The sequence below is a fragment of the Saccharothrix sp. CCNWYY140 genome (assembly GCF_037401995.1).
In the GTDB taxonomy this organism is placed as follows: domain Bacteria; phylum Actinomycetota; class Actinomycetes; order Mycobacteriales; family Pseudonocardiaceae; genus Actinosynnema.
In genome coordinates, this window is sequence record NZ_JBBEGC010000026.1 from 1 (window position 1) to 21,547 (window position 21,547).

At 73.1% G+C, this 21,547-nt stretch carries 17 protein-coding genes; 6 read left to right on the forward strand and 11 right to left on the reverse strand.

The genetic code is table 11. The annotated features are described in order from the left end of the window. Positions 1-108: 108 nt before the first annotated feature. The 7 genes from WBN91_RS15045 to WBN91_RS15075 form a co-directional block, all read right to left on the reverse strand. A complete protein-coding gene (locus WBN91_RS15045; RefSeq protein ID WP_337724357.1) occupies positions 109-768 on the reverse strand; it encodes a hypothetical protein in 660 nt (219 codons plus the stop codon). Positions 769-845: 77 nt separating this feature from the next. Then, complete coding sequence (locus tag WBN91_RS15050; protein WP_337724358.1) at positions 846-1,385, reverse strand: hypothetical protein; 540 nt, start codon at positions 1,383-1,385, stop codon at positions 846-848. A gap of 3 nt (positions 1,386-1,388) precedes the next feature. Then, positions 1,389-2,576: a sugar efflux transporter gene (locus WBN91_RS15055; protein ID WP_337724359.1), complete on the reverse strand. Its 1,188-nt coding sequence runs from the start codon at positions 2,574-2,576 to the stop codon at positions 1,389-1,391. 94 nt (positions 2,577-2,670) lie between these two features. Beyond that, on the reverse strand, positions 2,671-4,254 hold the full coding sequence (locus WBN91_RS15060) for a methyltransferase (RefSeq protein ID WP_337724360.1): 1,584 nt from the start codon (positions 4,252-4,254) through the stop codon (positions 2,671-2,673). A gap of 57 nt (positions 4,255-4,311) precedes the next feature. Next, positions 4,312-5,691 (reverse strand): acyl-CoA reductase, encoded by a 1,380-nt coding sequence (locus WBN91_RS15065; RefSeq protein ID WP_337724361.1) that lies wholly within the window; start codon positions 5,689-5,691, stop codon positions 4,312-4,314. Between the two features lies 1 nt (position 5,692). Then, entirely contained in the window at positions 5,693-6,757 is a 1,065-nt protein-coding gene (locus WBN91_RS15070) for a LuxE/PaaK family acyltransferase (protein ID WP_337724362.1), read from the reverse strand. Positions 6,758-6,955: 198 nt separating this feature from the next. After that, positions 6,956-7,714, reverse strand: a complete 759-nt coding sequence (locus WBN91_RS15075) for a VOC family protein (protein WP_337724364.1) — start codon at positions 7,712-7,714, stop codon at positions 6,956-6,958. 161 nt (positions 7,715-7,875) lie between these two features. Here WBN91_RS15075 and WBN91_RS15080 point away from each other — a divergent pair, with 161 nt between their 5' ends. Together WBN91_RS15080 and WBN91_RS15085 are read left to right on the forward strand one after the other, a co-directional pair. Next, entirely contained in the window at positions 7,876-8,823 is a 948-nt protein-coding gene (locus tag WBN91_RS15080; protein ID WP_337724365.1) for an ATP-binding cassette domain-containing protein, read from the forward strand. After that, a complete protein-coding gene (locus WBN91_RS15085; RefSeq protein ID WP_337724366.1) occupies positions 8,820-9,626 on the forward strand; it encodes an ABC transporter permease in 807 nt (268 codons plus the stop codon). The genes WBN91_RS15080 and WBN91_RS15085 overlap by 4 nt, the downstream gene beginning before the upstream one ends. Positions 9,627-9,813: 187 nt before the next feature. On the opposite strand, the gene WBN91_RS15090 is transcribed toward WBN91_RS15085, so the two are convergent. Beyond that, positions 9,814-12,879: a BTAD domain-containing putative transcriptional regulator gene (locus WBN91_RS15090; protein ID WP_337724367.1), complete on the reverse strand. Its 3,066-nt coding sequence runs from the start codon at positions 12,877-12,879 to the stop codon at positions 9,814-9,816. A 370-nt stretch (positions 12,880-13,249) separates the two neighbouring features. Here WBN91_RS15090 and WBN91_RS15095 point away from each other — a divergent pair, with 370 nt between their 5' ends. After that, a complete protein-coding gene (locus tag WBN91_RS15095; RefSeq protein WP_337724368.1) occupies positions 13,250-15,622 on the forward strand; it encodes a cyclic nucleotide-binding domain-containing protein in 2,373 nt (790 codons plus the stop codon). Positions 15,623-15,700: 78 nt separating this feature from the next. Further along, the gene (locus WBN91_RS15100; RefSeq protein WP_337724369.1) at positions 15,701-16,573 is read left to right on the forward strand and encodes a sigma-70 family RNA polymerase sigma factor; all 873 of its coding nucleotides are present in this window, start codon (positions 15,701-15,703) and stop codon (positions 16,571-16,573) included. On the opposite strand, the gene WBN91_RS15105 is transcribed toward WBN91_RS15100, so the two are convergent. From WBN91_RS15105 to WBN91_RS15115, 3 genes are read right to left on the reverse strand one after another with little or no spacing between them, the layout of a single operon-like run. After that, positions 16,557-17,771 carry an FAD-binding protein gene (locus WBN91_RS15105; RefSeq protein ID WP_337724370.1) on the reverse strand — a complete coding sequence of 405 codons (1,215 nt, stop codon included), beginning with the start codon at positions 17,769-17,771 and terminating at the stop codon, positions 16,557-16,559. The two genes, WBN91_RS15100 and WBN91_RS15105, sit on opposite strands and share 17 nt — an antisense overlap. Then, the gene (locus WBN91_RS15110) at positions 17,768-18,214 is read right to left on the reverse strand and encodes a DUF6098 family protein (protein ID WP_337729387.1); all 447 of its coding nucleotides are present in this window, start codon (positions 18,212-18,214) and stop codon (positions 17,768-17,770) included. Before WBN91_RS15110 ends, WBN91_RS15105 begins: the two co-directional genes overlap by 4 nt. Next, a complete protein-coding gene (locus WBN91_RS15115; protein ID WP_337724372.1) occupies positions 18,214-18,375 on the reverse strand; it encodes a hypothetical protein in 162 nt (53 codons plus the stop codon). Before WBN91_RS15115 ends, WBN91_RS15110 begins: the two co-directional genes overlap by 1 nt. A 61-nt stretch (positions 18,376-18,436) precedes the next feature. On the opposite strand from WBN91_RS15115, the gene WBN91_RS15120 reads away from it, so the two are divergent. Further along, positions 18,437-19,915 carry an FAD-dependent oxidoreductase gene (locus WBN91_RS15120; RefSeq protein ID WP_337724373.1) on the forward strand — a complete coding sequence of 493 codons (1,479 nt, stop codon included), beginning with the start codon at positions 18,437-18,439 and terminating at the stop codon, positions 19,913-19,915. Between the two features lie 105 nt (positions 19,916-20,020). Next, positions 20,021-21,541 (forward strand): outer membrane protein assembly factor BamB family protein, encoded by a 1,521-nt coding sequence (locus tag WBN91_RS15125; protein ID WP_337724374.1) that lies wholly within the window; start codon positions 20,021-20,023, stop codon positions 21,539-21,541. The last annotated feature ends 6 nt before the right edge of the window (positions 21,542-21,547 follow it).

The following is a 21,547-nucleotide window of genomic DNA, read 5'->3' on the forward strand; positions in this document are numbered from 1 at the left end:
AGCCCTTCGGGCAGGCCATACGGGGATGACACAAGCAAGAAGCCCAAGTTGCGCTGTGTCCTCCTCGGTGGACTGCCACTTGCCGGCTCCGCCGAAGAGCTTGCCGTTCTAGGGTTTGGGCATGTGGGCGGCCACCTCTGCCAAGGCGTCGAGGATCTCGGGTTCCAGATGGCCGGTTGCGGTTTCGGCTTCGGCTGTGGTGATGGTGTTGCCGGATCGGGTTGAGCCGTAGTTGTGGCCGTTGAAGTGGATGTCGGACAGGTTTAGCAGTGCGCCTGCTAGAGGAGTGATGTCACCGGTGCCGTGTTTGTCCATGAGGGTTTTGAAGCCGCTGGCGTCTTTTGATCTGCTGAAGCTTGTCCACACTACTGAGATGACGGCCGTGTTGCCGGAGTCGTCCTCTACCGCCAGTAGGATCTTGTCCATTGAGGTGCAGCGGTGTTGTAGGAAGTAGTCTTGGACCTGACCGTACGAGGAGGTTACACATTCCGCTTGTTGTTTGAGAGTGCGTTGGCGTTCTCGCATCTTGAATTGTCGCCAGGCGGAGTTCGTGTCGCCGCGTTTGGCGGCTTGTTGGCCGTTGGTTGTGCGGGCGGAGATGGATTGGCTGGTTGTGGTGCCGGTTAGTTCGCTGATCGTGCTGATGCCGGCGCTGCCGCCGGCCGCCCCTAGCGCGACCACCCCCGCGAGGACTACCGCCCCCGCGTTGCTGCCCTTGTTCGCAGGGTCGCTGCCACCGCCTGCGCCGCCGATCCTTCTAGGTGCCATTGATCTTGTCCCCCCTTGTTCAGGGGGACAGTCGTACCAACGAACCGGCGTCCGTTCTCCCTAAAAGGGCGGAGTACTCAGTGGCTTTCACGCCACCGGATGTACTCCCCCACTGTGCGCACGCCGCCGTCCAGCACTGCCTCGTACAGCTCCAGGCTTCGGTACTCCGGGAAGTCGTGCTTGATGTGCAGGATCGCCGCCCTCGTCTCCTCCGTGAGCCTGGGTGGGAAGGTGGCGGCGTGGTGCAGGTCGGGTTGGCGGGTTGGGTCGTCCACGAACCAGAGGTCCAGGTTCCAGTCCTGGTCGTACTTCACGCCCAGGTAGAGGCCGTCCGGGTAGTTCGGGTCGGTGTTCCAGTGGCCCGTGTCGTTGCGGATTTGGACTACTCGGACCTGCATGTGCAGGGACAGGTGGGCGCCGAGGGTGGCCACGGGGGCCATGTTCAGGGTGGGGACTACGACCGTGATGTCGATGTCTCGCTTGACCATCAGGCCCAGCGCCGCGCTGCCTGTTCGGACTGGCTTGCCCAGCCTGCTCAGGTGGGTCATCAGGTCCAGGGACGTCAGGACGTCCTCTGCTTCGGCCTGCAACTTCTGTTGGCGGTCCAGCAGGTCCAACGTTTATCCCTGGGAGTTGTGGCGGCGGGCTGCCAGTAGGAACACCAAGCCCAGGGCGGACATGGTCAGGCCGATCGCGTAGGCGCTGCGGTAGCCGAAGAAGGCTGACACTGCCAACAGCGGGCCGGCCAGCATGCCGCTGAGCTTCATGGTGTTGGTGTACAGAGTTGTAGCGTAGCCGGGGCGGTCTGGGGCGATGTCCTGGAAGTACGAGATGCCCACGCCCATCACCGCCGAGATGACCGTGGCGTGCAGGAGTTGGGCGGCCATGACCTGCCAGGTTGCGGTCGTGGTGAGCATGACCGTGTAGTACGCCAAGGCCACCGCACCACCCGACAGGACGAGCTTGCGCAGGTCGATGCGCATGCCCAGTGCGCCGAAGCCGAGCATGAGCGGGATCTCCAGAGCCGCGCAGATGCCCAGGACCAAACCCGCGTCCGACGTGGTGCCGTGGAGGACGTCGGTGATGTAGAGGGGCATCGCGGTCACGCCGACGGATGTTGCGCCTTGGAGGAGGGTGAAGGCGATGGCGGCGAAGATGATCTCGCGGCGGGGGCCTGTGGTGTCGGTGGGGGTGCTGGTGCTGGCCTCGGGTGCGGTTGGTTCGGGGAGGAAGAAGGCTGTGACGCCTGCGCTCAGGAGGCAGATGACGGCTGCGGAGCCGAACAGGCCGGGGAAGCCGCTGATGTCGATGAGCAACGCCGCCAAGGGTGGGCCGCCTACCCAGGACACCGACATCATGGTTCGCAACGTGCTGATCGCCAGCGGCCCGCGGGTGGAGCCAGCGCGTTCCAGGACCAGGCGGGCGTAGGCGAACAGCTGGGGCATCAGGGCGGACGCCACCGACAGCAGCGCGATCGAGACGACCAACAGCAGCCAGTAGTTGCGGAGGATCGCGAACAAGCCGTAGCCCACGCCACCGGCCACCGACGCGGTGATCATGATGGTGCGGCGGATCGCGCGGGCGTCCGAGAGCCTGCCGATGAGGGTGCTGACGATCAGCGACGACGCCGCCCCGGACAGCAGGAACGCGCCGGTCGCGAACGGGCTCGCGCCGAGTTCCTTCACCAGGAACAGCGACAGGAACGGGAACGCCAGCGCGTAGCCCGTACCGGTGAGCAGGCTCACCGCCAGCAACGGCACGAACGGCCCGGTACGGGTCGACACCTCGGGCTCGCTCACCATTGCCATGTTCCGATCCTCGCCGCGCACCCGCACGGCGAGGAAACGGAATTCCGTGATGTGGGACGGTGAGAGCGGTCACACGCCCGCTTCGTGAGAGCGGTTACACGGCGGTGGCGGTCAGGACGGCCATGTCCAAAGGGAGTGGTCGGATCTCGTCCAGGCGGAAGCCGTTGGACGCCAACAGGGTCCGGTACTCGGTCGGGGTGCGTTCCCGGCCGTGGACGGTGTTGACCATCATGTGGACGTCCCACGCGAGCGGGAGTTCCTCCAGGTGGGTCTCCGGGACGGGCCGCTCGACCACCACGAGCGTCGCGCCGGGCGCGGCGGCGGTGCGGATGCCGGACAGGATGGTGGTGCACCGCTCGTCGTCCCAGTCGTGCAGGATGCGCGACAGGAGGTACACGTCGCCGCCGGAGGGCACCGGGTCCCGGAAGAAGTCGCCCGGCACCAGGGAAACCCGGTCCGCGCAGCCGAACCGGGACAGCACGGTCCGCGCCGCGTCCATGACGTGCGGCCGGTCGAACAGGACACCGCGCAAGCCGGGCGCACCTGCCAGCACGTACCCGAGCAGGTGGCCGTCACCGCCGGCGATGTCCACGACGACCCCCTCGGCGGGCAGGTCCAGCGCGGCGGGCACGAGCTTGAGGAAGCTCGCCCCCGCCGCCATCCCGCGCTCGAACAGCCGCGCGTCCGCCGGGTGCGCGGCGAAGTGGTCGAACGGGTCCGCCCCGAACACCTCGGTGAACGCCGACTCGCCGGTCCGCACGGTGTGCTCCAACGCCCCGAACGACCGGTAGAACAGCCCGCCGTACAGCCTGGCCAGGTCCCGCTGCGAGCCCTCGACGTCGCCGCGCAGCAACGTCCCGGTCGCGGTGAGCGCCCACCCGTCCCGGGTCGGCGCGAACACCCCCAGCGCCGCCAGGTACCGCAGCACCCGCCCGAGGTTGTCCGCCCGCACGCCCGTCGACAGGGCAAGTTCGGCGGTCGTGCGCGGCCCGGCGGCGAGCAGGTCCGGCACGCCCAGTTCCGCCACCACCGCCAGCGACCGCGTTCGCCACGCACCGCTCATCAGCGTCAACAAGTCGCGCCGAGCCTGGTCAGGGCGGCCCAGGTGCCTGCGCAGCAACGATTCCCGGTGCCCCGGCACGGTCAGCTCCATGCGCCGCGCGCCCCGCAGGTACAGCACGGTCACGTCCTCGTGCTTGTTGTACCCGCCACCATCGGGCGTGAGACCGGCGTCCGCCAACTGCTCGTACAGCCCTCGCAACACCACCTCGTCGTCGGTCGACGCGCGGAACGCCAGGTGCTCCTCGTCGCCGGGCACGTCCGGGAAGTCGCCGCACAGCACGAACAGCTCCAGCTCGCGCGGCCCGCCGCCGACCACGGCGTGCACGATCCACACGTCGAGGTCCTCCCGCCCCAACCGCCGCGCCAACCGCTCCCGGACCACCACGCTGGGCACCGGGTCGCGCGGACGCACCCCGAGCCGGACCAGCTCGGCCACGGCCGCGTCCACGTCCGGCGCCACGACCAGCAGTGCGCCGTGCACGAACTCCAGGTGCCGCACCAGGTCCAGCCCCGGCAGGACGGCGTCCAGCGCCTCCTTGGTACCCGTGCGGCGGACGTGCTCGACGGCTTCGGCGATGCGGCGGACGTCCCGCTCGCGCAGACCCGAAACAGGCATGGGTGTCCCCTTCCCCCAGTGCTCCCCAGTGGTACGCAGGCTCAGGCTATGACGGATTCAGCCCGCTGTGGCGGCCAGTTCCGGGTGCTTGTCGATGTCGCACCACCGAAGAAGTCCAGCGATGCGCGGTTGCCCGTCGTGCCGCCATTCCAGGCCGGCGCGACTCATCTCGCCCGGCGCGGCGATGCGGCTCGCGCCCAGGCGGGCGAGGTCCTCGGCGGTGCGCCGGAACTCCTCTCCCACCGCGCCCAGGCCGACGTTCTGCAAGTGCTGGGCGTACGGGCGCATCACGTCCACGGCGGTGGCCAGGTCCGGCACGGCGACGATCCGCGCGACCCGGTTGCCCGAGCCGCTGAGCGGCAGCAGGGTGTCGTCCAGCACGACCGTCCACTCCAGACCGTCGGGCGCCCACACCTCGCCGGACGCGGTGCTCGCCGCCCGCCACTCGGCGATGATCCGCCGGTGCTGCAACACGGTCGCGTCCTCGTCACCGACCGTCCCGGGTGGACAGTCGGCCGCCGCCCGCCGCATCGCGTCGGCCACGTGCTCGGCGACCGCACGCGCGCACCGCCGGTCCACCAGGTAGACCTGGGGCGACAGGCAGGCGTGTTGGTCGAAGTCGCTGCAATCGGCGGCGATCCGCCGCGCCACCTCGGCGGGTCCGTGCAGCCGGGCGTAGGCGTCGCTGACGATCCCGAGGGACAGCTTGTGGCCGTGCTCCTCGTAGACCTGGTGGGGCAGCACCTTGGCCCGGATCGCCGCGCACGCGGCGTCGCTGCCGTAGGCGACGACGGCGTCCGCCTCGGCCAGCGCGGCGGTCAGGGTGGTCTCGTCCGACCGGTCCCAGTAGGTGGCCAGGACGGCGTTGGCCAGCACGGGTTCGACCTCGTGCAGCGACCGCACGAAGGCCGCGGTGAAGTTCGGCTCCTTGGCCGGGACCTTCGCGATCAGCGCGGACTTCACCAGCAGCGCCCGCACCAGCGACCGCGCCGGCAGGCCGGGGACGTTGCCGGAGAACACCGCCAGGGTCACGCGCGGGCCGATCGCCCGGGTGCCGCCGCGGAACCCGTCCAGCACCTCGGGATCGCCCAGTTCCCGTTCCAACGCGGCCATCAGCGACCCGGTGCGCAGGTTGCCCACTTCGGCGTCCAACGCCCGGTCGACGGTCTCGGCGGACATGCCGGTCACCTTCACGGCGTCCTCGACCGCCTTGCGGCGCAACGGGAAGTCCCGCTTCGCCCACAGTTCGGCCACCACATCGATCGCTTCGACGATCCGCCGCACGGGCAGCTCCCGCAGCCGTTCGTGCGCCCGCCGCAACCCTTCCCCTGCCACCGCCCAGTCCACCGGGCGCACGCCGGGCCACTCGTGATCCCCGGAGGTCAACGTGAAGGACTCGGTCGCGCCCGCCCACGCGGGCACCCACGACACCGCCATGTCACCGGCCTCCCGTCAGCTCGTCCAGCGACAGGGAGCAACCCCGGCTGGTGCTGCCGGCGACACGTCCGGCGATGGCCACGCCGTCGGGGTGGGCGATGCCGACGTCCCCGGTCAGCAGCACGTGCGGCCGGTCGAGCAGGCTCAGGTCGGTGATCTCCACCAAGCCTTGCCCCTGCTGGACGAACTCGCGAGTGCGCGGGTCGCGCACCCGAGGCCCGCCGAAGTGCCGCCACGCCTTGGGCCGCTCCCCCAACGGACCGACCGGCACGTCCGAGCTGTCGTAGTGCTGGTTGGCCAGCTCGGTCATGCCGAAGATGTTGCCGAACCGCTCGATCCCGAACACGCGCCGCACGGCGTCGCGCAGGTCGTCCACCCGCATCACCCGGGAGCGTCCCTTGAACCCACCGCCGTCGAACATCCGCGACCCGGCCGGTAATTCCCAGCTGTGGCCTTCAGCCGATAACCGGTCGCACACGTTGACGTAGGCGAAGCTCGCGCCGACCATCACCACCGGCATGTCGTCGGCAACGGCCCGGTCGAGCGTCCGGCTCAACAGTTCGTAGTCCACGCCGTCCGCGCCGATGACCGACGCGCTGTAGTCCGGATCGCCGCATTCCTCCCGGATTCGGGCCATGTCGAAGGCGATCGCCATGTCCGGCGCGGCCTGCTCGGTGGGCGCGAACACCACCACGGCGGGCTTGACCGGGTCGGGGATGAGGTCTCGCCGCGCGTTGGCGCGGATCGCGATCCCTTTGAGCGTCAACCCCAATCTTGTGTAACGGACGCGCCCGCGCACGGCGCCGGTCGTGCCGCTGGTGCGGAACTCGCGCACGGCGGGCTCGTCGGGGAACAGGTGCGGCCCGCCGTCCTTGTACGCCTCGGCGGGAATCCCGACCCCGGTGCCGACCTGCTTCCAGTACCGCGCCACGTCGGGCGAGTTGGCCACCGCCAGCTCGACCAGCTGCTCGTGCAACGCGGCCGGATCGCCCTCCCGGTCGGTGGCCAGCAGGGCCAGCCGCTCGAACAGCCGGTGGACGTGCGGGTCGTCATGGGCAACGGTCATCGACTGCCTCCATGCTCGGTCGACGGCACCCCCGACGGGAAAGTCGGGTGGAAGGTGCGACACATCCGTCAGGACCAGGTGTTCTTCCCACCTGGTGTGCCATGCCGGCCGGGCAACGACTCGGGCACGCTAGCAACGTGAGCGCTCGTCGAACAAGCGCCGTCGCTCGATCGCACTACCCCTGTTTTTGCGGAGATCTCAAGTGGAACTGGTGATCACCGCGAACCGTGCACCGAACGGGTCAGCCAGCCACGCCATCCGACCCACGCCCTCGTAATCGGTCGCCGGCATCACGATCGTGCCGCCCTGGGACGTGCTGTCCTCGACGGCCCGGTCCGTGTCGACGACCTCCACATAGGGCAGCCAGTGCGGCGAATGGCCTTCCTGCAACGGGGCCACCCCGCCGAACGACGAGCCCTCGTCCCCGCCCGCCGGTGTGAACACCGTGTAGTGCCCGCCGGCCATCGGCATGTCCGTGGCGTCCCACCCCAGCACGGCCCGGTAGAACGCGCGAGCGGTGTCCGGTTCGGGGCTGTGCAGCTCGGTCCACGCCAGCGACCCGGGCTCGGTGACCAGTTCCAGCCCGGCGTTCGCGCCCGGCTCGAACGCGGCGAACTCCGCGCCGCCCGGGTCGGTCAGCTGCACCAGCCGCCCGCCACCGGGCACCTCGACCGGTTCCAGCCGCACGTGGCCGCCGGCGTCGCGGGTCGCCTGCGCGGTGGCGGACACGTCGGGGCTGTGGAAGTAGATGGTCCACGCCGAGGACGCGCCCTCGTCCAGCGTCCCGACCGCCGCGACCGTCTTGCCCTCGTGCAGGAACAACGCGTACCCGCCGGTGCCGAAGCTCCTGGTCTCCCAGCCGAACACGCCGGTGTAGAAGGCGGCCGTGCGGTCGGGGTCCGGGCTGCCGATGTCCAGCCAGTTGGGGGTGCCGGGCGCGGGGTTCGTGGTGAGCACGGTGCACCTGCCGGTGGTGTGGTGTCCGGGGCGGCCCCACGCTAGCGCCGTCCGGCGGGTCCGGCATCCGGAGCGTGTCAGGCGGCCGGCACGCGTCTGCCCGCCCGATGACATGCCGGCCCTGTTCCCTGCACCTCGAACAACCGAGGAGGGAACATCCGATGAGTTACGCCTTCGAGGCGGAAGGCCTGGTCAAGCGGTACGGCAAGACCACCGCGCTGGCCGGCGTCGACCTCGCCGCCCGGACCGGCACGGTGCTGGGGGTGCTGGGACCCAACGGCGCGGGCAAGACCACCGCGGTGCGCATCCTGGCCACCCTGCTGCGCCCGGACGGCGGCCGGGCGGCCGTCGGCGGGTTCGACGTGGTCACCCACCCCGCGCGGGTGCGCCGGCTGATCGGGCTGACCGGGCAGTACGCGTCGGTGGACGAGGACCTGACCGGCACGCAGAACCTGGTGCTGATCGGGCAGCTGCTCAACCTGCGCACCACCGAGGCCAGGACCCGCGCCGCCGAACTGCTGGCCGACTTCGACCTGACCGACGCGGCGAACCGGCCCGCCAAGACCTACTCCGGTGGCATGCGGCGGCGGCTGGACCTGGCCGCGAGCCTGGTCGGCCGCCCCGACGTGATCTACCTGGACGAGCCCACCACGGGCCTGGATCCGGCCAAGCGCGACGACATCTGGAACGTCGTGCGCGGCCTGGTCGCCGACGGCGCGACCGTCCTGCTGACCACGCAGTACCTGGAGGAGGCCGACGCGCTGGCCGACGAGATCTCCGTCATCGACCACGGCCGGGTGATCGCCCACGGCACGCCCGCGCAGCTGAAGAACGTGGTGGGCGGCCAGACGATCCTGGTCCGCCCGTCCGACGCGGACCGGCTCGCCGACGCCGCCGCCGTGCTGGCCGCGGTGTCCGGGCACCAGCCGGAGTCGCCGAGCCGGGGCGTGGTGACCGTGCCCGTCGACGGGGACGCGGCGTTCACCGAGGTGGTGAAGCGGCTGGACGTGCTGGGCATCGGGGTGACCGAGCTGTCGCTGCGGCTGCCCAGCCTGGACGAGGTCTTCTTCACCCTGACCGGCGAGCACACCGAGGAGGAGGCGGCATGAGCACCGTCCTGGAGCGACCGGTCGTCGCCGAGACCGCCGCACGGCCGTTCGCGCTGGTCCGGCACAGCCTGGCGCTGGCGCGACGCAGCCTGATCAAGACCATGAGGACGCCCGAACAGCTGCTGGACGTGACGTTGCAACCGGTGATCTTCCTGGTGGTGTTCGTCTACCTGCTCGGCGGGGCGGTGGCCGGGTCCACGCAGGACTACCTCCAGGTGCTGCTGCCGGCGGTCATGGTGCAGACGACGATGTTCGGCGGCATGGCCACCGGGGTGAACCTGAACACCGACATCCGCAAGGGCGTGTTCGACCGGTTCCGCAGCCTGCCGATCGGCCGGTCCGCGCCGCTGGTCGGGTCGGTGCTGGGCGACCTGATCCGGTACGTGGTGGCGGTGGTGTCGCTGCTGGTGTTCGGGACGCTGATGGGCTTCGAGTTCGGCACCGGGTTCGTGCCCGCGCTGCTGGGGTGCCTGCTGGTGATCCTGTTCGCGTTCAGCGTGAGCTGGGCGTTCGTGCTGGTCGGGATGCTGGTGCGGGAGCCGGGGGCGGTGCAGGGGATCGCGTTCGTGGCCCTGTTCCCGCTGACGTTCGGGACGAACATGATGGCGCCGACCTCGACCCTGCCGTCCTGGCTGCGGTCGTGGGTGGAGGTCAACCCGGTGACGCACGTGATGGACGCGGCGCGCGGCCTGATGGTCGGCGGCCCGGTGGCCGGGGCGGTCGCGTGGACGCTGGCGTGGTCGGCGGCCTTCGTGGTGGCGTTCGCGCCGCTGGCAGTCCGGGCCTACCGCCGCCGAGCCTGACCACCCGGAACTGTCGGTCCCCTGTGGGACAATCGAATCGGGGGCCGGAGGCCACGCCCACCACACCACCGGCTGGCACGCGGGACAGGCCAGCACGCGGGCGGGCCACGCGGGGGCAGCCGGCACGCGGGCGGGGGCAAGGCGCGGGCGGGGCAGGGCCGGCGCGAGGCAGGGTGGGGCCAGCGGCTTAGCGGCGGTGGACGCGGGACAGGGCCTCGTCGCGGGTCAAGGTGCGGCCCGTGGCGTAGGCCAGGTCGTGGGCGGCGGGGCCGATGTCCGCCTGCAAGCGGTCGGTCAGGTGGGAGACCTCCGGGTTGGCCGCGTCCGGTGCGCCGCGCAGTTGGGCGGCCACGCCGAGCAGTTCGGCCGCGCCGGCGGAGTCGCCGTGGCGGGCGCGGTCGGCGGCTACGACGACGGCCACCCGGGCCAGCACGGGCATGTCCGACACCGACAGCGCCGCGTCCGCCGCCCGTGCCACGAAGTCGTCGACCGGCTCGCCCCGCACGACCGCCAAGTGCCCCCGCGCGCACAGCACCAACGCCTGGAACTGCGGCGCGATCTGCGGCACCTCCTCGGCCACGACCTCGGCCATCTCGTACTGCCGGGCCGCCTCGACCAGGTCGCCCTCCCACCGGGCCAGGTCGCCCAGCAGCACCCGGGCCAGGGTGGTCGCCCGCGCCGTCCACGGTCGCCCCGTCTCCCGGGTCAACCGCTCCGCCTCCGCCCGTGCCGCCGGGAAGTCGCCCAGTTGGACGCGGGCGTGGGCGAGCAGGAGGCGTTCGTGGGCGGTGTCGTCGTCGGGGTCCAGTTCGCGGGTCAGCGCGATCGAGTCCGCCAGCACCTCCACGGCCCGCGCGGCGTCGCCGAACACCAGGTGCGCCTCTGCGGCCTGGGCGAGGGCCTGGCCGAGGCCGAAGCGGTCGCCGACCTCGCGGAAGGCCTCGACGGCGGTCTCGGTGTCGTCGCGCGCGCCGACCATGTCGCCGACGTTCTCGCGCACCGCGCCGCGCATCAGCCACAGCACGGCCCTGGTCCACGGCTCGGCCCGGTCCAGGCGGGCGTCGATCGCGCCCAGCGCCCACTCCGTGCGGTCGGACAGCACCGCGAGCATGGGCTCCAGCAGGAACAGGACCGGGTGGTCCGGTGGGGCTTCCTCGGCCAGCGCGCGCAACCGGGCCGTGTGCGCCTCCAAGGTGCGGAAGCCGTTCGACACCGCGTCGTTGACCAGCAGGAACGCCGTGACCACGTGCCGGGCCACGGGCGGCGACCCGCCTGGCACGTCCAGCGCCAGCCGGAACCAGCCCACGGACTCCGCGCGGTTGCCCCGCATGGTCCAGAACATGCCCATCGCGGCGGCGATCCGCACGGCGGTGTCGGCGTCCCCGCGGTCGGCGGCGAAGTGCAGCGCGGCCAGCACGTTGTCCCGCTCGGCCTCCAGGCGCGCGATCCAGGTCAGCTGGTCGGCGGCACGCAGGTGCGGCTCGGCGGTCTCTGCGAGGTCGCGGAAGTAGCGGGCGTGCGCGGCGCGGGCGTCGTCGGCGCGGCCGGTCTCGGCCAGGCGTTCCAGGCCGTACTCGCGGAGGGTCTCCAGCATCCGGTGGCGGCCGTCGGCGGGCGGGGTCAGCAGCGACTTGTCGACCAGGGCCGCGAGCAGGTCCACCGCGTCCGGCCCGACCAGGGCCTCGGCCGCCTCCAGGTCCACCCCGGCCGGGAACACGGCCAGCCGCTCGGCGAAGTCCCGCTCAGCCGGGGTCAGCAGGTCCCAGCTCCACGCCACGACCGCGCGCAGCGTCTGGTGCCGGGGCAGGGCGGTGCGGCTGCCTCCGGTGAGCAGGCGGAACCGGTCGTCCAGGCGGGCGGCCAGCTGCGCCGGGGTCATCGTGCGCAGGCGCGCGGCGGCCAGTTCGATGGCCAGCGGCAGGCCGTCGAGGCGGCGGCAGATCAGGGCCAGCTCGTCGGGGTCGGCGGTGAACCCGGGCCGCACGGCGGTGGCGCGGTCGGCGAGCAGGCGCACGGCGGTGTCGGCGTCCAGCGGCGGCACGGGCACGATCGCCTCGCCGAACACGCCCAGCGGCTCGCGGCTGGTGGCCAGCACGCGCAGCGCCGGGCAGCGGCCCAGCAGCTCCTCGGCCAGGCGGGCGGCGGCGTCCACGACGTGCTCGCAGTTGTCCAGCACCAGGACGGTGGCGGCGCGGGACAGGGTCTCGACCAGGCGGCCCATCGTGTCCAGGCGCGGCGCGGCCCGCTCGACGGTGCGCTGCTCGCGCAGGCCCAGGGCGGCCAGGACGGCGGTGGGCACGTCCGCCGGGTCGGTGACGGGCGCGAGTTCGACCAGCCACGCGCCCTCGGGCAGGCCGGCCGCCGCGGTGGTGGCCAGGCGGGTCTTGCCCGCGCCGCCGGGGCCGACCAGGGTGACCAGCCGGTGGCGGCCCAGCAGGTCGGCGACCCGGGCCAGGTCGTCGGCGCGGCCCAGGAAGCTGGTCAGCGGGGCGCGCAGGTTGCCCGCGCGGGCCGGTCTGGGCGGTTCGGCGCGCAGGACCTCGCGGTGGGCCGCGCGCAGTTCCGGGCCGGGGTCCGCGCCCAGGTCGTCGGCGAGCCTGCGGCGGACCTCCTCGTAGGCGGCCAGCGCCTCGGCGGGGCGGCCGGCGTGGAACAGGGCGCGCAGCAGCAGGGCCTGGAGGCGTTCGCGCAGCGGGTGGCGGGCGGCCAGGTCGGTCAGCTCGGCCACCAGGTGGCGGGCGTGCCCGCAGGCCAGGTCGGCCTCGGCGACGTCCTCGACGGCGGCCAGCCGCGCTTCGTCCAGCCCGGCGACGTAGCCGACGGCGAACGGGGCGCCGGCCACGTCGGCCAGTGCCGGGCCGCGCCACAGCTCCAGCGCTTCGCGGCCCACCGCGCGGGCGGTGTCGTGGTCGCCCGCGGTCAGGGCGCGGCGGGCGTCGCGGGCAAGGCGGTCGAAGCGGTGGGCGTCCACGGCGTCGGGCTCGACGTCCAAGCGGTAGCCGCCGTGCGCGGAGCGCAGCGCGTCCGGGTCGGGCAGGGCGCGGCGCAGCCGGGACACCAGCGAGCGGACCGCGCCCACCTGGTCGGCGGGCCGGTCGTCGGGCCACAGGGCGGCGGCCAGCTCCTCGACGGTGACCACCCGGCCCGCGCCCAGGGCCAGCCGCACCAGCAGCGCCCGCACGCGCGTGCCGCCGATCTCGACGGCCGCGCCGCCGGCCGTGACCGCCAGCGGTCCCAACACCCCCACCCGCATGGCGCAACTGTGCCACGTCGGCCGGCCGGCTCGGCGCCGGCCGCCCTGCACGCTGAGTCGTCACCGCAATTGGTCGCGCACGCGCGCCACGAGAAACCGGGAGCAATTCTGGGAGCGCTCCCAGCGCATTCCGTGACATTTTCGCGGTAACGGCGAATGGGCGGCCACCCGAGCGGAAGAACGCGAGGTCTCCGCACTTTTGCGGCGGGGGTTGACGTTCCGGCCATTCCTACCATAACGATGTCACCGGTCGGGCTAACGCGGCCCCGCACATCGCGATATCCGCGCTGTGGGGAACGATTCCACGCCGGCAGTACGAGTCGACCCCATGCCCCGCCGGATGCAAACCACCAGCCACCTGGAGTGCCGGATGAACAGCCGAGTGGTCGAACTCGAATCCGTCCTGTCGCGCCCGACGCCCGACCGCCACCAGGCCCAGCACCTGGCGGTCGAACTGGCCGACGCCCTCGACGCCACCACCGCCCGGCGGCACCTCGACCGCCTGCTGCGCTGCGTGACCGCCTTGACCCGGATCGGTTCGACCGAGGCGGGCGAGGAACTCCTGGACGCGATGCTCGACCTGGTCGAGCCCGGCAGCGACGCGGCGTCGAAGGTGCGCGACCAGCGCGACCTGGTCGCCGTCGCCCGCGGCCGGACCGACACCGCCGGACCCGACGTCCCGATCCCCCACCCCGCCGCCCACACCACCACCCAGATCACCACCGCCCAGATCACCACCGGACCGATCACCACCGCCGCCAACGGAGCCCCGATCACCACCGCACCGATCCCCCGCCGCCCCGACTCCCCCACCACCCCGCGCACCGCCGCCCCGCCGTCCGCCGCGCGCCCGATCGTCCCGCCCCGGACCGGGCCGGAGCCGACCACCCGCCGCCACGACCCGGCCGCCGGTGGCACCGCCCAGCCCTACTCCCGCACGCCCGGCTCCGGATTCCCCGGCCGCGCCCCCGGCTCCGAACCCAACGGCCGCGCCGCCCGCTCCGAACTCCACGGGCACACCCCCGAAACCCGGACCACAGCCGGCACCCAGCCCTACGCAGGTAGCCAGCCCTACGCCGGCACCGCCAGCCCTCGACCCAACACGGGCACCGCCGGCACCCAGCCCTACGCCGGCACCGCTGGCTCCCCGCCCTACGCGGGCACCCCCGGCCCCCGGCCCAACACGGGTACCGCCGGCTCTCAGCCCTACGCCGGCGTCGCCAGCTCCCAGCCCTTCACGGGCACTGCGAACGCCCAGGCCCGCGCCGCCGCCCGGCACCCCGCCGGCCACGGCACGGCCGGGCTCGCGGCGATCGGCGTCGTCCCCTCCTCGGGCACCCCGGACCTGCTGTCCACCCCCGCCGGCGCGCTGCCGCTGCTGGAGGCGGAGTTCAAGCGCGCCACCGCCGCGTTCGGCGCGGACGACGTCCGGACCATCGGGGCGCTGGTCAACCTGCGGTCCTCCCGCTTCCAGGACGCCCGCGACCGGGGCAGCGCCGAGGAGGCCGCGACCGCCGTGGACGACCTGCGCGAGGCCACCGACCGGGCGATCACCGCACTCGGCCCGCACCACCCCAAGGCCCTGGTCGCCCGCTCCAACCTGGCCTCCGCGGAGTTCGAGCTGGCCCGCATCCGCCGCGCCGCCGGCCAGACCCAGCTCGCCCTGCCGGCCCTGCGCGCCGCCGCGGACACCGCGTTCGCCCGACTGGGCCCGGACGACCCGCACACCCTGGTCGCCCAGTCCAACCTGGCCGCCGCCGAACTGGAGGTCGCCCGCGTCGAGGGCGCCCACACGCAGGCCCGCCGCGCGCTGGACACCATCCGCATCGCCGCCGCCCGGGTCTCCTCGGTGCACGGCGCGGACCACCCCGCGTCCCGGCTGATCGCCCACCAGCTGCGCGCGTGCGAGACCCACACCCTGGACCTGGGCGCGAGCCTGGAGGACGTCCACGTGCCCGTCGACGAGGCCGCCCGGCTGCTCAGCCGCACCCGCCCGGCGATCCCGCTGACCCGCAGCCCGGCGCCGAACCGGGTGTCCGCGCCCTACGGCCCGGTCAACACCGACCCGCAGTGGCCCGCGAACAGCCTGCTGGGCCGGTTGCGCGACCACACCCGGCAGGAGCTGCTGACCGTCGGCACGGTGGTGCGCTACGCGGGTGAGCGGGAGCTGATCGAGCAGGACGCCCGGGACACCCACGCCTTCCTGCTGCTGGACGGCATGGTCAAGGTGCAGGTCACCGACGAGGCCGGGGACACCGCCGTGCTCGCGGTCCGGGTCGCGGGCGACCTGGTCGGCGAGATGGCCGCCCTGGACCACCGCCCCCGCTCCGCCACCGTCGTGACCTGCGGCGACGTGGTCGCCAAGCTGATCACCAGCGCCGAGCTGACGTCGTTCATGAACCGCCACAACGACATGTTCGTGGAGCTGATCGGCGTCATCGACGACCAACTGCGGTGGGCCAACAAGCGCCGCCGGGACTTCCTGTCCCACTCCGCCGCCGAACGGGTCGCCCGCGTGCTGGCCGAGCTGGTCGGCTCCTACGGCCGAGAGGAACGCGGCGGCTGGACGCTGGGCATCCCGCTGACCAAGGTCGAACTGGCCTCCATCGCGGGCATGAAACCCCGCACGGCGGAGAAGGCGTTCAGCGACCTGCGCAAGGCCGGGGTGGTGATCAGCCACTACCGCCGGGACGTGCTCGTGCCCGACCTGGACCACCTGCGCAGGTTCGCCCGGATGTCCTGATGTGATCACGGCGGTCACACCCGGGCGGCGGCGTCCGTCATGGTGGTGACGCACCAGTGATCGACAGGAAGGGCGACCGTGGACGACACCACATCCCTGGCGGAGCGCTTCGACGCGGACCGGCTGCGCCTGCGTTCGGTGGCCCACCGCATGCTCGGCTCGATGAGCGAGGCGGAGGACGCCGTCCAGGAGGCGTGGCTGCGGTTGCAGCGCTCGGACCCGGCCGGGATCGACAACCTCCGCGGCTGGCTGACCACGGTGGTCGGGCGGGTGTGCCTGGACATGCTGCGCTCGCGCACCTCCCGCCGGGAGGACCCGCTGGACGAGCACGAGGCCGAGTCGGTCGCGAGCACCGAGCAGGACCCGGAGCACGAGGCCGTGGTCGCCGACTCGGTGGGCATGGCGCTGCTGGTGGTGCTGGAGACGCTGACGCCGGCCGAGCGGCTGGCGTTCGTGCTGCACGACCTGTTCGGGGTGGCGTTCGAGGAGATCGCGCCGATCGTGGGGCGCACCCCGGCCGCCGCCCGCCAGCTGGCCAGCCGGGGGCGGCGGCGGGTGCGCGGGGCCTCGCCCGCGCCGGCGGACCTGAGCCGCCGGCGCGAGGTGGTGGAGGCGTTCATGGCCGCCGCCCGCGGTGGCGACTTCGACGCGCTGCTGGCCGTGCTGGACCCGGACGTGGTGCTGCGGGTCGACTTCGGCGCACTCAAGCCGGACCGGGCGGCCGTGCTGCACGGCGCGGAGGCGGTCGCGAGCCAGGCGCTGCTGTTCGCCGACCCGTCCCGCGAGGGCCGGCACGTGCTGGTGGACGGCCACCTGGGCGTGCTGTCGACCAAGGACGGCGTTGCGCAGTCGCTGCTGCTCATGACGGTGTCCGACGGTCGGATCGTGGCCATCCAGGTGCTGGCCGACCCGGACCGCGTCCGCGAGCTGGAGATCACGGAGTTGGGCTGAGCCAGGCGTCCAGGGTGGCGTTGCGGAAGGTGCCGGCCGGGTCGAGGCGCTCGCGCAGGCGGGCGAACCGGGGCAGCTCGGGGTAGTCGCCGGGGTGGGTGGACAGCTTGCCCCAGTGCGCCCTGGGCCGCCACGGCGCGAGGGCGGCCTCGATCCGGGCCAGTTCGGCGCGCACGGCGGCGTCGTCCTGCCGCCAGGTGAAGTGCAGGGCGACGCTGTCGCGGTCGTGGGTGGGGCTCAGCCACTGGCGGTCGGCGGCGATGGTCCGGATCTCGGAGGTCAGCAACAGGTCGCCCAGGCCGAGGTCGTGCACGGCGGTGAGCGCCTCGCCGGCGTGCGCGCGGGCGACGAAGTACTCGGACTGGAGTTCGCGGCCCACGCTGGGGGTGAAGTCGGCGCGGAAGTGAGGGAGCCGCTCGTGCCACGGGCCGGGTTCGCCCAGCTGGGCGGTGCAGTGGTGGGCGGGCTGGCCGGGGACGGGGTGCAGCGGGACGGTCGCGTCGTGGCCGCCGGTCCAGGACAGGTCGGCGGGCGCGTCGGAGGTGCGCCGCTTCACCCACACGCGGGCGGTGCCGTCCCAGGTGGTGAACGCGCTGACGCTGTAGGCGGCGGAGAACACGTCGTCGAACCGCTCGACCAGCGCGTCCAGCGGCACGTCGGCGACCACCCGCTGCTCGACGTCGAAGGTCGGCACCACGGCCAGTTCCAGCGCCACGACGACGCCCAGCGCGCCCAGGGACACCACCACGCCGTCGAAGTCGGCGTCGCCGCGCCGGTGGGTCACCAGGTCGCCGTCGGCGGTCACCAGGTCCACCGATCGGACCAGGTCGGCCAGCGTGCCGACGCCGTCGCCGGAGCCGTGGGTGCCGGTCGCGACCGCGCCGGCGACCGTGACGTGCGGCAACGACGGCATGGCGGGCAGCGCGAACCCCTTGGCGTGGAGCCGGTCGGCCAGGCCCGCGAGCCGGGCGCCGCCGCCGACCCGGACGGTGTCGCCGGTCAGGTCGAAGACCTCCGGCAGCGCGTCCAGGCGGATCAGCGCGCCGGTGGTGTCGGCGACGCGGCTGAACGAGTGGCCGGCGCCCAGGACGTGCGCCCTGGTGGCGGCGGACACCAGTCGGCGGAGGTCGTCGACGGAGGTCGGGGCTTCGACGCGGTCGGCGGTGAAGGTGAAGCTGCTCGCCCAGTTCGTGGTCACCCGCCGGATTCTGCCCGGCCCTCCCGGTCCAGCGGACCCCACTCCCGGGCGTGCGCGGCGACCAGGTCCTCGCACTCGGCCAGGGCGGCGTCGCCGATCCACGCCAGCGGCTCCCGGCACTCGACCAGCGGCTCGTTGTCCGGGCCGCGCCCGGCCTCCTTGCCGATGAGCACCCACGGCCGCACGCCCGGACCCCGCCGGTGGGCGAGGTGGCGGTAGTCGTGCAGGCGGCGCGCCACCCACAGCCGGGGCGACCGGTCGCCCCACCACGGTTCGACGGCCAGCGGGTTGGCCGACAGGCCGGGCAGGCGCACCCCGGTCAGCCCGTCGCGGCTGCTGCGGCCCTCGTCCGCGTCCGGACCCTTCGACCAGCGCACGAACAGGTGGTCGCCGTGCTCGTCGAGCAGGGTGACCACCTCGTCGAGGGTGGCCAGCGTGCGCATCACTCGGGCTCCATGCCGCCGGCGTCGCGGGGCACCGACTCGTCGGGCTCGGTGTTGGGCTGGTTGGCCTGCTCGTCGGCGACCGTCGGCCGGGTGTGCTCCTCGGCGAAGTCCGGTTCCTCGGGCTCCGGCGCGGTCCGGGAGGGGTCGGGTGTGGTCATGGCGGTGGGATATCCCGTGGCCGGCGGTTCGAACCTGACGGGCGGGGGTACGCGTTGGCTCATGGCGCATGACACCGTGACGGCCCGGCATTCGCTGTGGGCCCAGGACCTGGACGGGTTCCCCCCAGCGGGTGACGGGCACTTCGACGTGGTGGTGATCGGCGGCGGGATCACCGGCGTGACGACCGCGCTGCGGCTGAAGGAGGCGGGCGTCTCGGTGGCCGTGGTCGAGGCCGGTCACGTGGGTGGCGGGGTGAGCGGCAACAACACGGCCAAGGTGACCGCGTTGCAGTCCACCGTGTACTCGACCATCGCCGACAAGCACGGCCTGTCCGCCGCCGCCGACTACGCCGCCGCCAGTGCCGCCGGTGTGGCGGAGGTGGCGCGCCGGGCGGTGGACTGCGACCTGCGGCGCGCGCCGGCCTACACGTTCGCCCTGAGCCCGGACGAGCTGCCCGCGGTGGACCACGAGGCGCTGACCGCGTCCCGGGCCGGGCTGCCGGTGGACCGCGACCGGGGCGAGGGCATGGGGGTGCCGTTCGAGGTGTTCGGGGCGGTGCGGTTGGACGACCAGCTCGCGCTGCACCCGGTGAAGTACGTGACGGGCCTGGCGCGGCGCATCCCCGGTGACGGGAGCGCGGTGTACGCGCACAGCCGGGTCACTCGGGTGAGTGAAGGTTCACCGTGTCGAGTGGTCACCGCGACGGGGACGCTGACGGCGGACAAGGTGGTGGTCGCGACGCACTACCCGTTCCTGGACCGGGGCCTGTACTTCTCGCGGTTGGAGCCGACCCGGGCCTATTGCGTGGCCGTGCGGCTGAAGTCCGGTGCGCCGCCGACCGGGTTGGCGATCAGCGCCGGGAGCCCTTCGTGGTCGTTGTCGGCTTATGGGGATTTGCTGATCCTGTGCGGACGTTCACACACCACCGGTGATGCGCCCGGTGATCCCTATGGGGAGCTGGAGGCGTTCGCGCGGCGGCATTGGGACGTCGAGTCGGTGACCCACCGGTGGTCGGCGCAGGACCCTTCCGCGTATGACAAGTTGCCGATGATCGGGTCGTACACGCCGGGGTCTTCGCGGCTTTATGTGGCGACCGGGTTCATGAAGTGGGGACTGTCGACGGGGACGTTCGCGGCGATGATCCTGTCGGACCTCGTGCTGGAGAAGGACAACCCGTGGGCGGAGCGGTTCTCGCCGCACCGGCTGTCTTTCGGGTCGCTGCCGTCGCTGGTGGGCATCAACGCGCGGGCGGCGACGAGCTTCGTCGGGGACCGGTTGCGGACCTCCGACACCCGGTCGGCGCGGGACGTGCCGGTGGGGTCGGCGCGGGTGGTCGGGGACGCCGGGGTGTTCCGGGACGAGGCCGGGGTGGTGCACGGGGTGTCGCTGCGGTGCACGCACCTGGGGTGCCGGGTGCGGTTCAACGACGCCGAGCGCACGTGGGACTGCCCGTGCCACGGGTCGCGGTTCGGGGTGGACGGCGAGGTGCTGGAGGGGCCGGCGACCAAGCCGTTGGAGCGGCGGGACGTAACCGACTGAGCCGGCGGGACGTAGCCGAACAAAAGGCCCTCGGTCTCGGCGGGAACGGTTCGGGTGGATCTTCCGTCTCAGGCGCCGGGAGGTCCGAGGCGGATGCTGCGGTACATGACACTGGCCGGTGCGGTGAGCGCCGCTGTGGCGCCGTTCCTGTCCGGTGGTGCGGCCCGGTCCGACGTGGTCGACCCGACGGTGATCGGGTTGGCGGTCGGGGTGGTCGCGGTGGGCCTGCTGGCCTGCGTGCGGGCGGCGCGGTGGGTGGCGGTGTGCGGTGCTGTGGCGGTGGCCGCGGCGTGCGCGTGGTTGCTGGTCGTCGACCTGGGCACCGGCCTGGTCGGGCCGCGGGTGCCGGTGTTGGCGGCGGGGGCGTTGTGCGTGGTGGTGGGCGCCGCCTGGTCGGGGTCGGGGCGGGTAACCGTGGTCGGGGTCGTCGCGGCGGTGCTCGCCGCGGGGCTGGCCGGGGTGGCTCCGGCGGCGGCCGAGGCCGGGGTGGTGCGGTCCTCGGTCCGGGACGCTCGGGACTTCGCGCCGGCGGCGGTCGTGGAACGGCCGGGAGGTGCGCAGTGGGCGTGGCGGCCCGGGGCCGACGTCGTCGGGGTGGTCGCGGCGAGGCACGGGGTCGTGGTGGCGCTCGGGGACGGCTCGCTGGTGGCGTTGAGCGGCGCGGACGGGCGTGAGGACTGGCGGTACCGGCGGGTCGGGGCGCACGTGGGCGCGTTCGTGGCGTCGGTGGACGGCAAGTCGGTGCTGGCGACGTTCCGGACCGGGCGGGACACGCGGCGGCACTTGATGGTCGTGCTCGACGCCGACACCGGGCAGGTGCGGTTCTCGCGGTTGGTGCGGGGTGTGTTGGCCGAGATCGACGACATCGTGCCGGGCGCGCGGACGGTGGCGGTGCGCGATGGCGATGTGGTGGTCGGGTACGACCTGGTGACCGGTGAGCAGCGCTGGCGGTGGCAGCCGTCGAGTGGGTGCGACGAGCTGTACGCGAAGGCCGTTCGGGGGCGGTCGACGGTGTTCGTGGCCGAGGAGTGCCCCGACCGGGTGTCGGTGGTGGCGCTGGACGAGGTGACCGGTGCGCGGCGGTGGGAGCACCGGGTGCCGATGGCCGGGGTCGGCGGTGAGCGGCGGGACGTCTACCTGCTGGGCGCGCCGGACGGGTCCGTGGTGTGGGTGCGGGTGGTGACGGCGGATGTCGCGCCGGGCGCGGTGACCGCCGGGGTGTTCGACGCCGAGACCGGGGCCGTGGTCGCACGGCCAGGTCCGGAGTGGTGGGTGCGGACCGATCTGGGGCCGCGGATCGTGCTGGAGAACGAGTCCGAGGGGACGGTCGCGGCGCTCGGCCCCGGCGGGGCCGTCGTTCCGCTCGACGCGAAGGCCTGCGGTCGGGCGTCGGGTGAGGCCACCACCGCCACGACCTACCTCAGGGCGTGCGACGACAACGGCCGTGAGGTGACCGTGGTGGCGCAGGGGTTGGACGGGTCGCCGCCGTCGAGGACTCCGGTGCCGTTGGACGGGTCGGGTGCTCGGGCGGAGGTGCACCTGGTGCCCGCGCCAGGGGCGATCGTGGTGGCCCGGAGCGCGTTCGGCGGAACCCCGGCTCCAGTGGTTGGGTTGACCGGCGGCTGAGGTCGG

Coding starts and splice junctions, on each gene's coding strand:
- WBN91_RS15070 (WP_337724362.1), bottom strand. CDS start 6,757: ATGACCGTTGCCCATGACGACCCGCACGTCCACCGGCTGTTCGAGCGG.
- WBN91_RS15125 (WP_337724374.1), top strand. CDS start 20,021: ATGACACTGGCCGGTGCGGTGAGCGCCGCTGTGGCGCCGTTCCTGTCC.
- WBN91_RS15080 (WP_337724365.1), top strand. CDS start 7,876: ATGAGTTACGCCTTCGAGGCGGAAGGCCTGGTCAAGCGGTACGGCAAG.
- WBN91_RS15045 (WP_337724357.1), bottom strand. CDS start 768: ATGGCACCTAGAAGGATCGGCGGCGCAGGCGGTGGCAGCGACCCTGCG.
- WBN91_RS15115 (WP_337724372.1), bottom strand. CDS start 18,375: ATGACCACACCCGACCCCTCCCGGACCGCGCCGGAGCCCGAGGAACCG.
- WBN91_RS15060 (WP_337724360.1), bottom strand. CDS start 4,254: ATGCCTGTTTCGGGTCTGCGCGAGCGGGACGTCCGCCGCATCGCCGAA.
- WBN91_RS15110 (WP_337729387.1), bottom strand. CDS start 18,214: ATGCGCACGCTGGCCACCCTCGACGAGGTGGTCACCCTGCTCGACGAG.
- WBN91_RS15085 (WP_337724366.1), top strand. CDS start 8,820: ATGAGCACCGTCCTGGAGCGACCGGTCGTCGCCGAGACCGCCGCACGG.
- WBN91_RS15090 (WP_337724367.1), bottom strand. CDS start 12,879: ATGCGGGTGGGGGTGTTGGGACCGCTGGCGGTCACGGCCGGCGGCGCG.
- WBN91_RS15055 (WP_337724359.1), bottom strand. CDS start 2,576: ATGGCAATGGTGAGCGAGCCCGAGGTGTCGACCCGTACCGGGCCGTTC.
- WBN91_RS15065 (WP_337724361.1), bottom strand. CDS start 5,691: ATGGCGGTGTCGTGGGTGCCCGCGTGGGCGGGCGCGACCGAGTCCTTC.
- WBN91_RS15095 (WP_337724368.1), top strand. CDS start 13,250: ATGAACAGCCGAGTGGTCGAACTCGAATCCGTCCTGTCGCGCCCGACG.
- WBN91_RS15120 (WP_337724373.1), top strand. CDS start 18,437: ATGGCGCATGACACCGTGACGGCCCGGCATTCGCTGTGGGCCCAGGAC.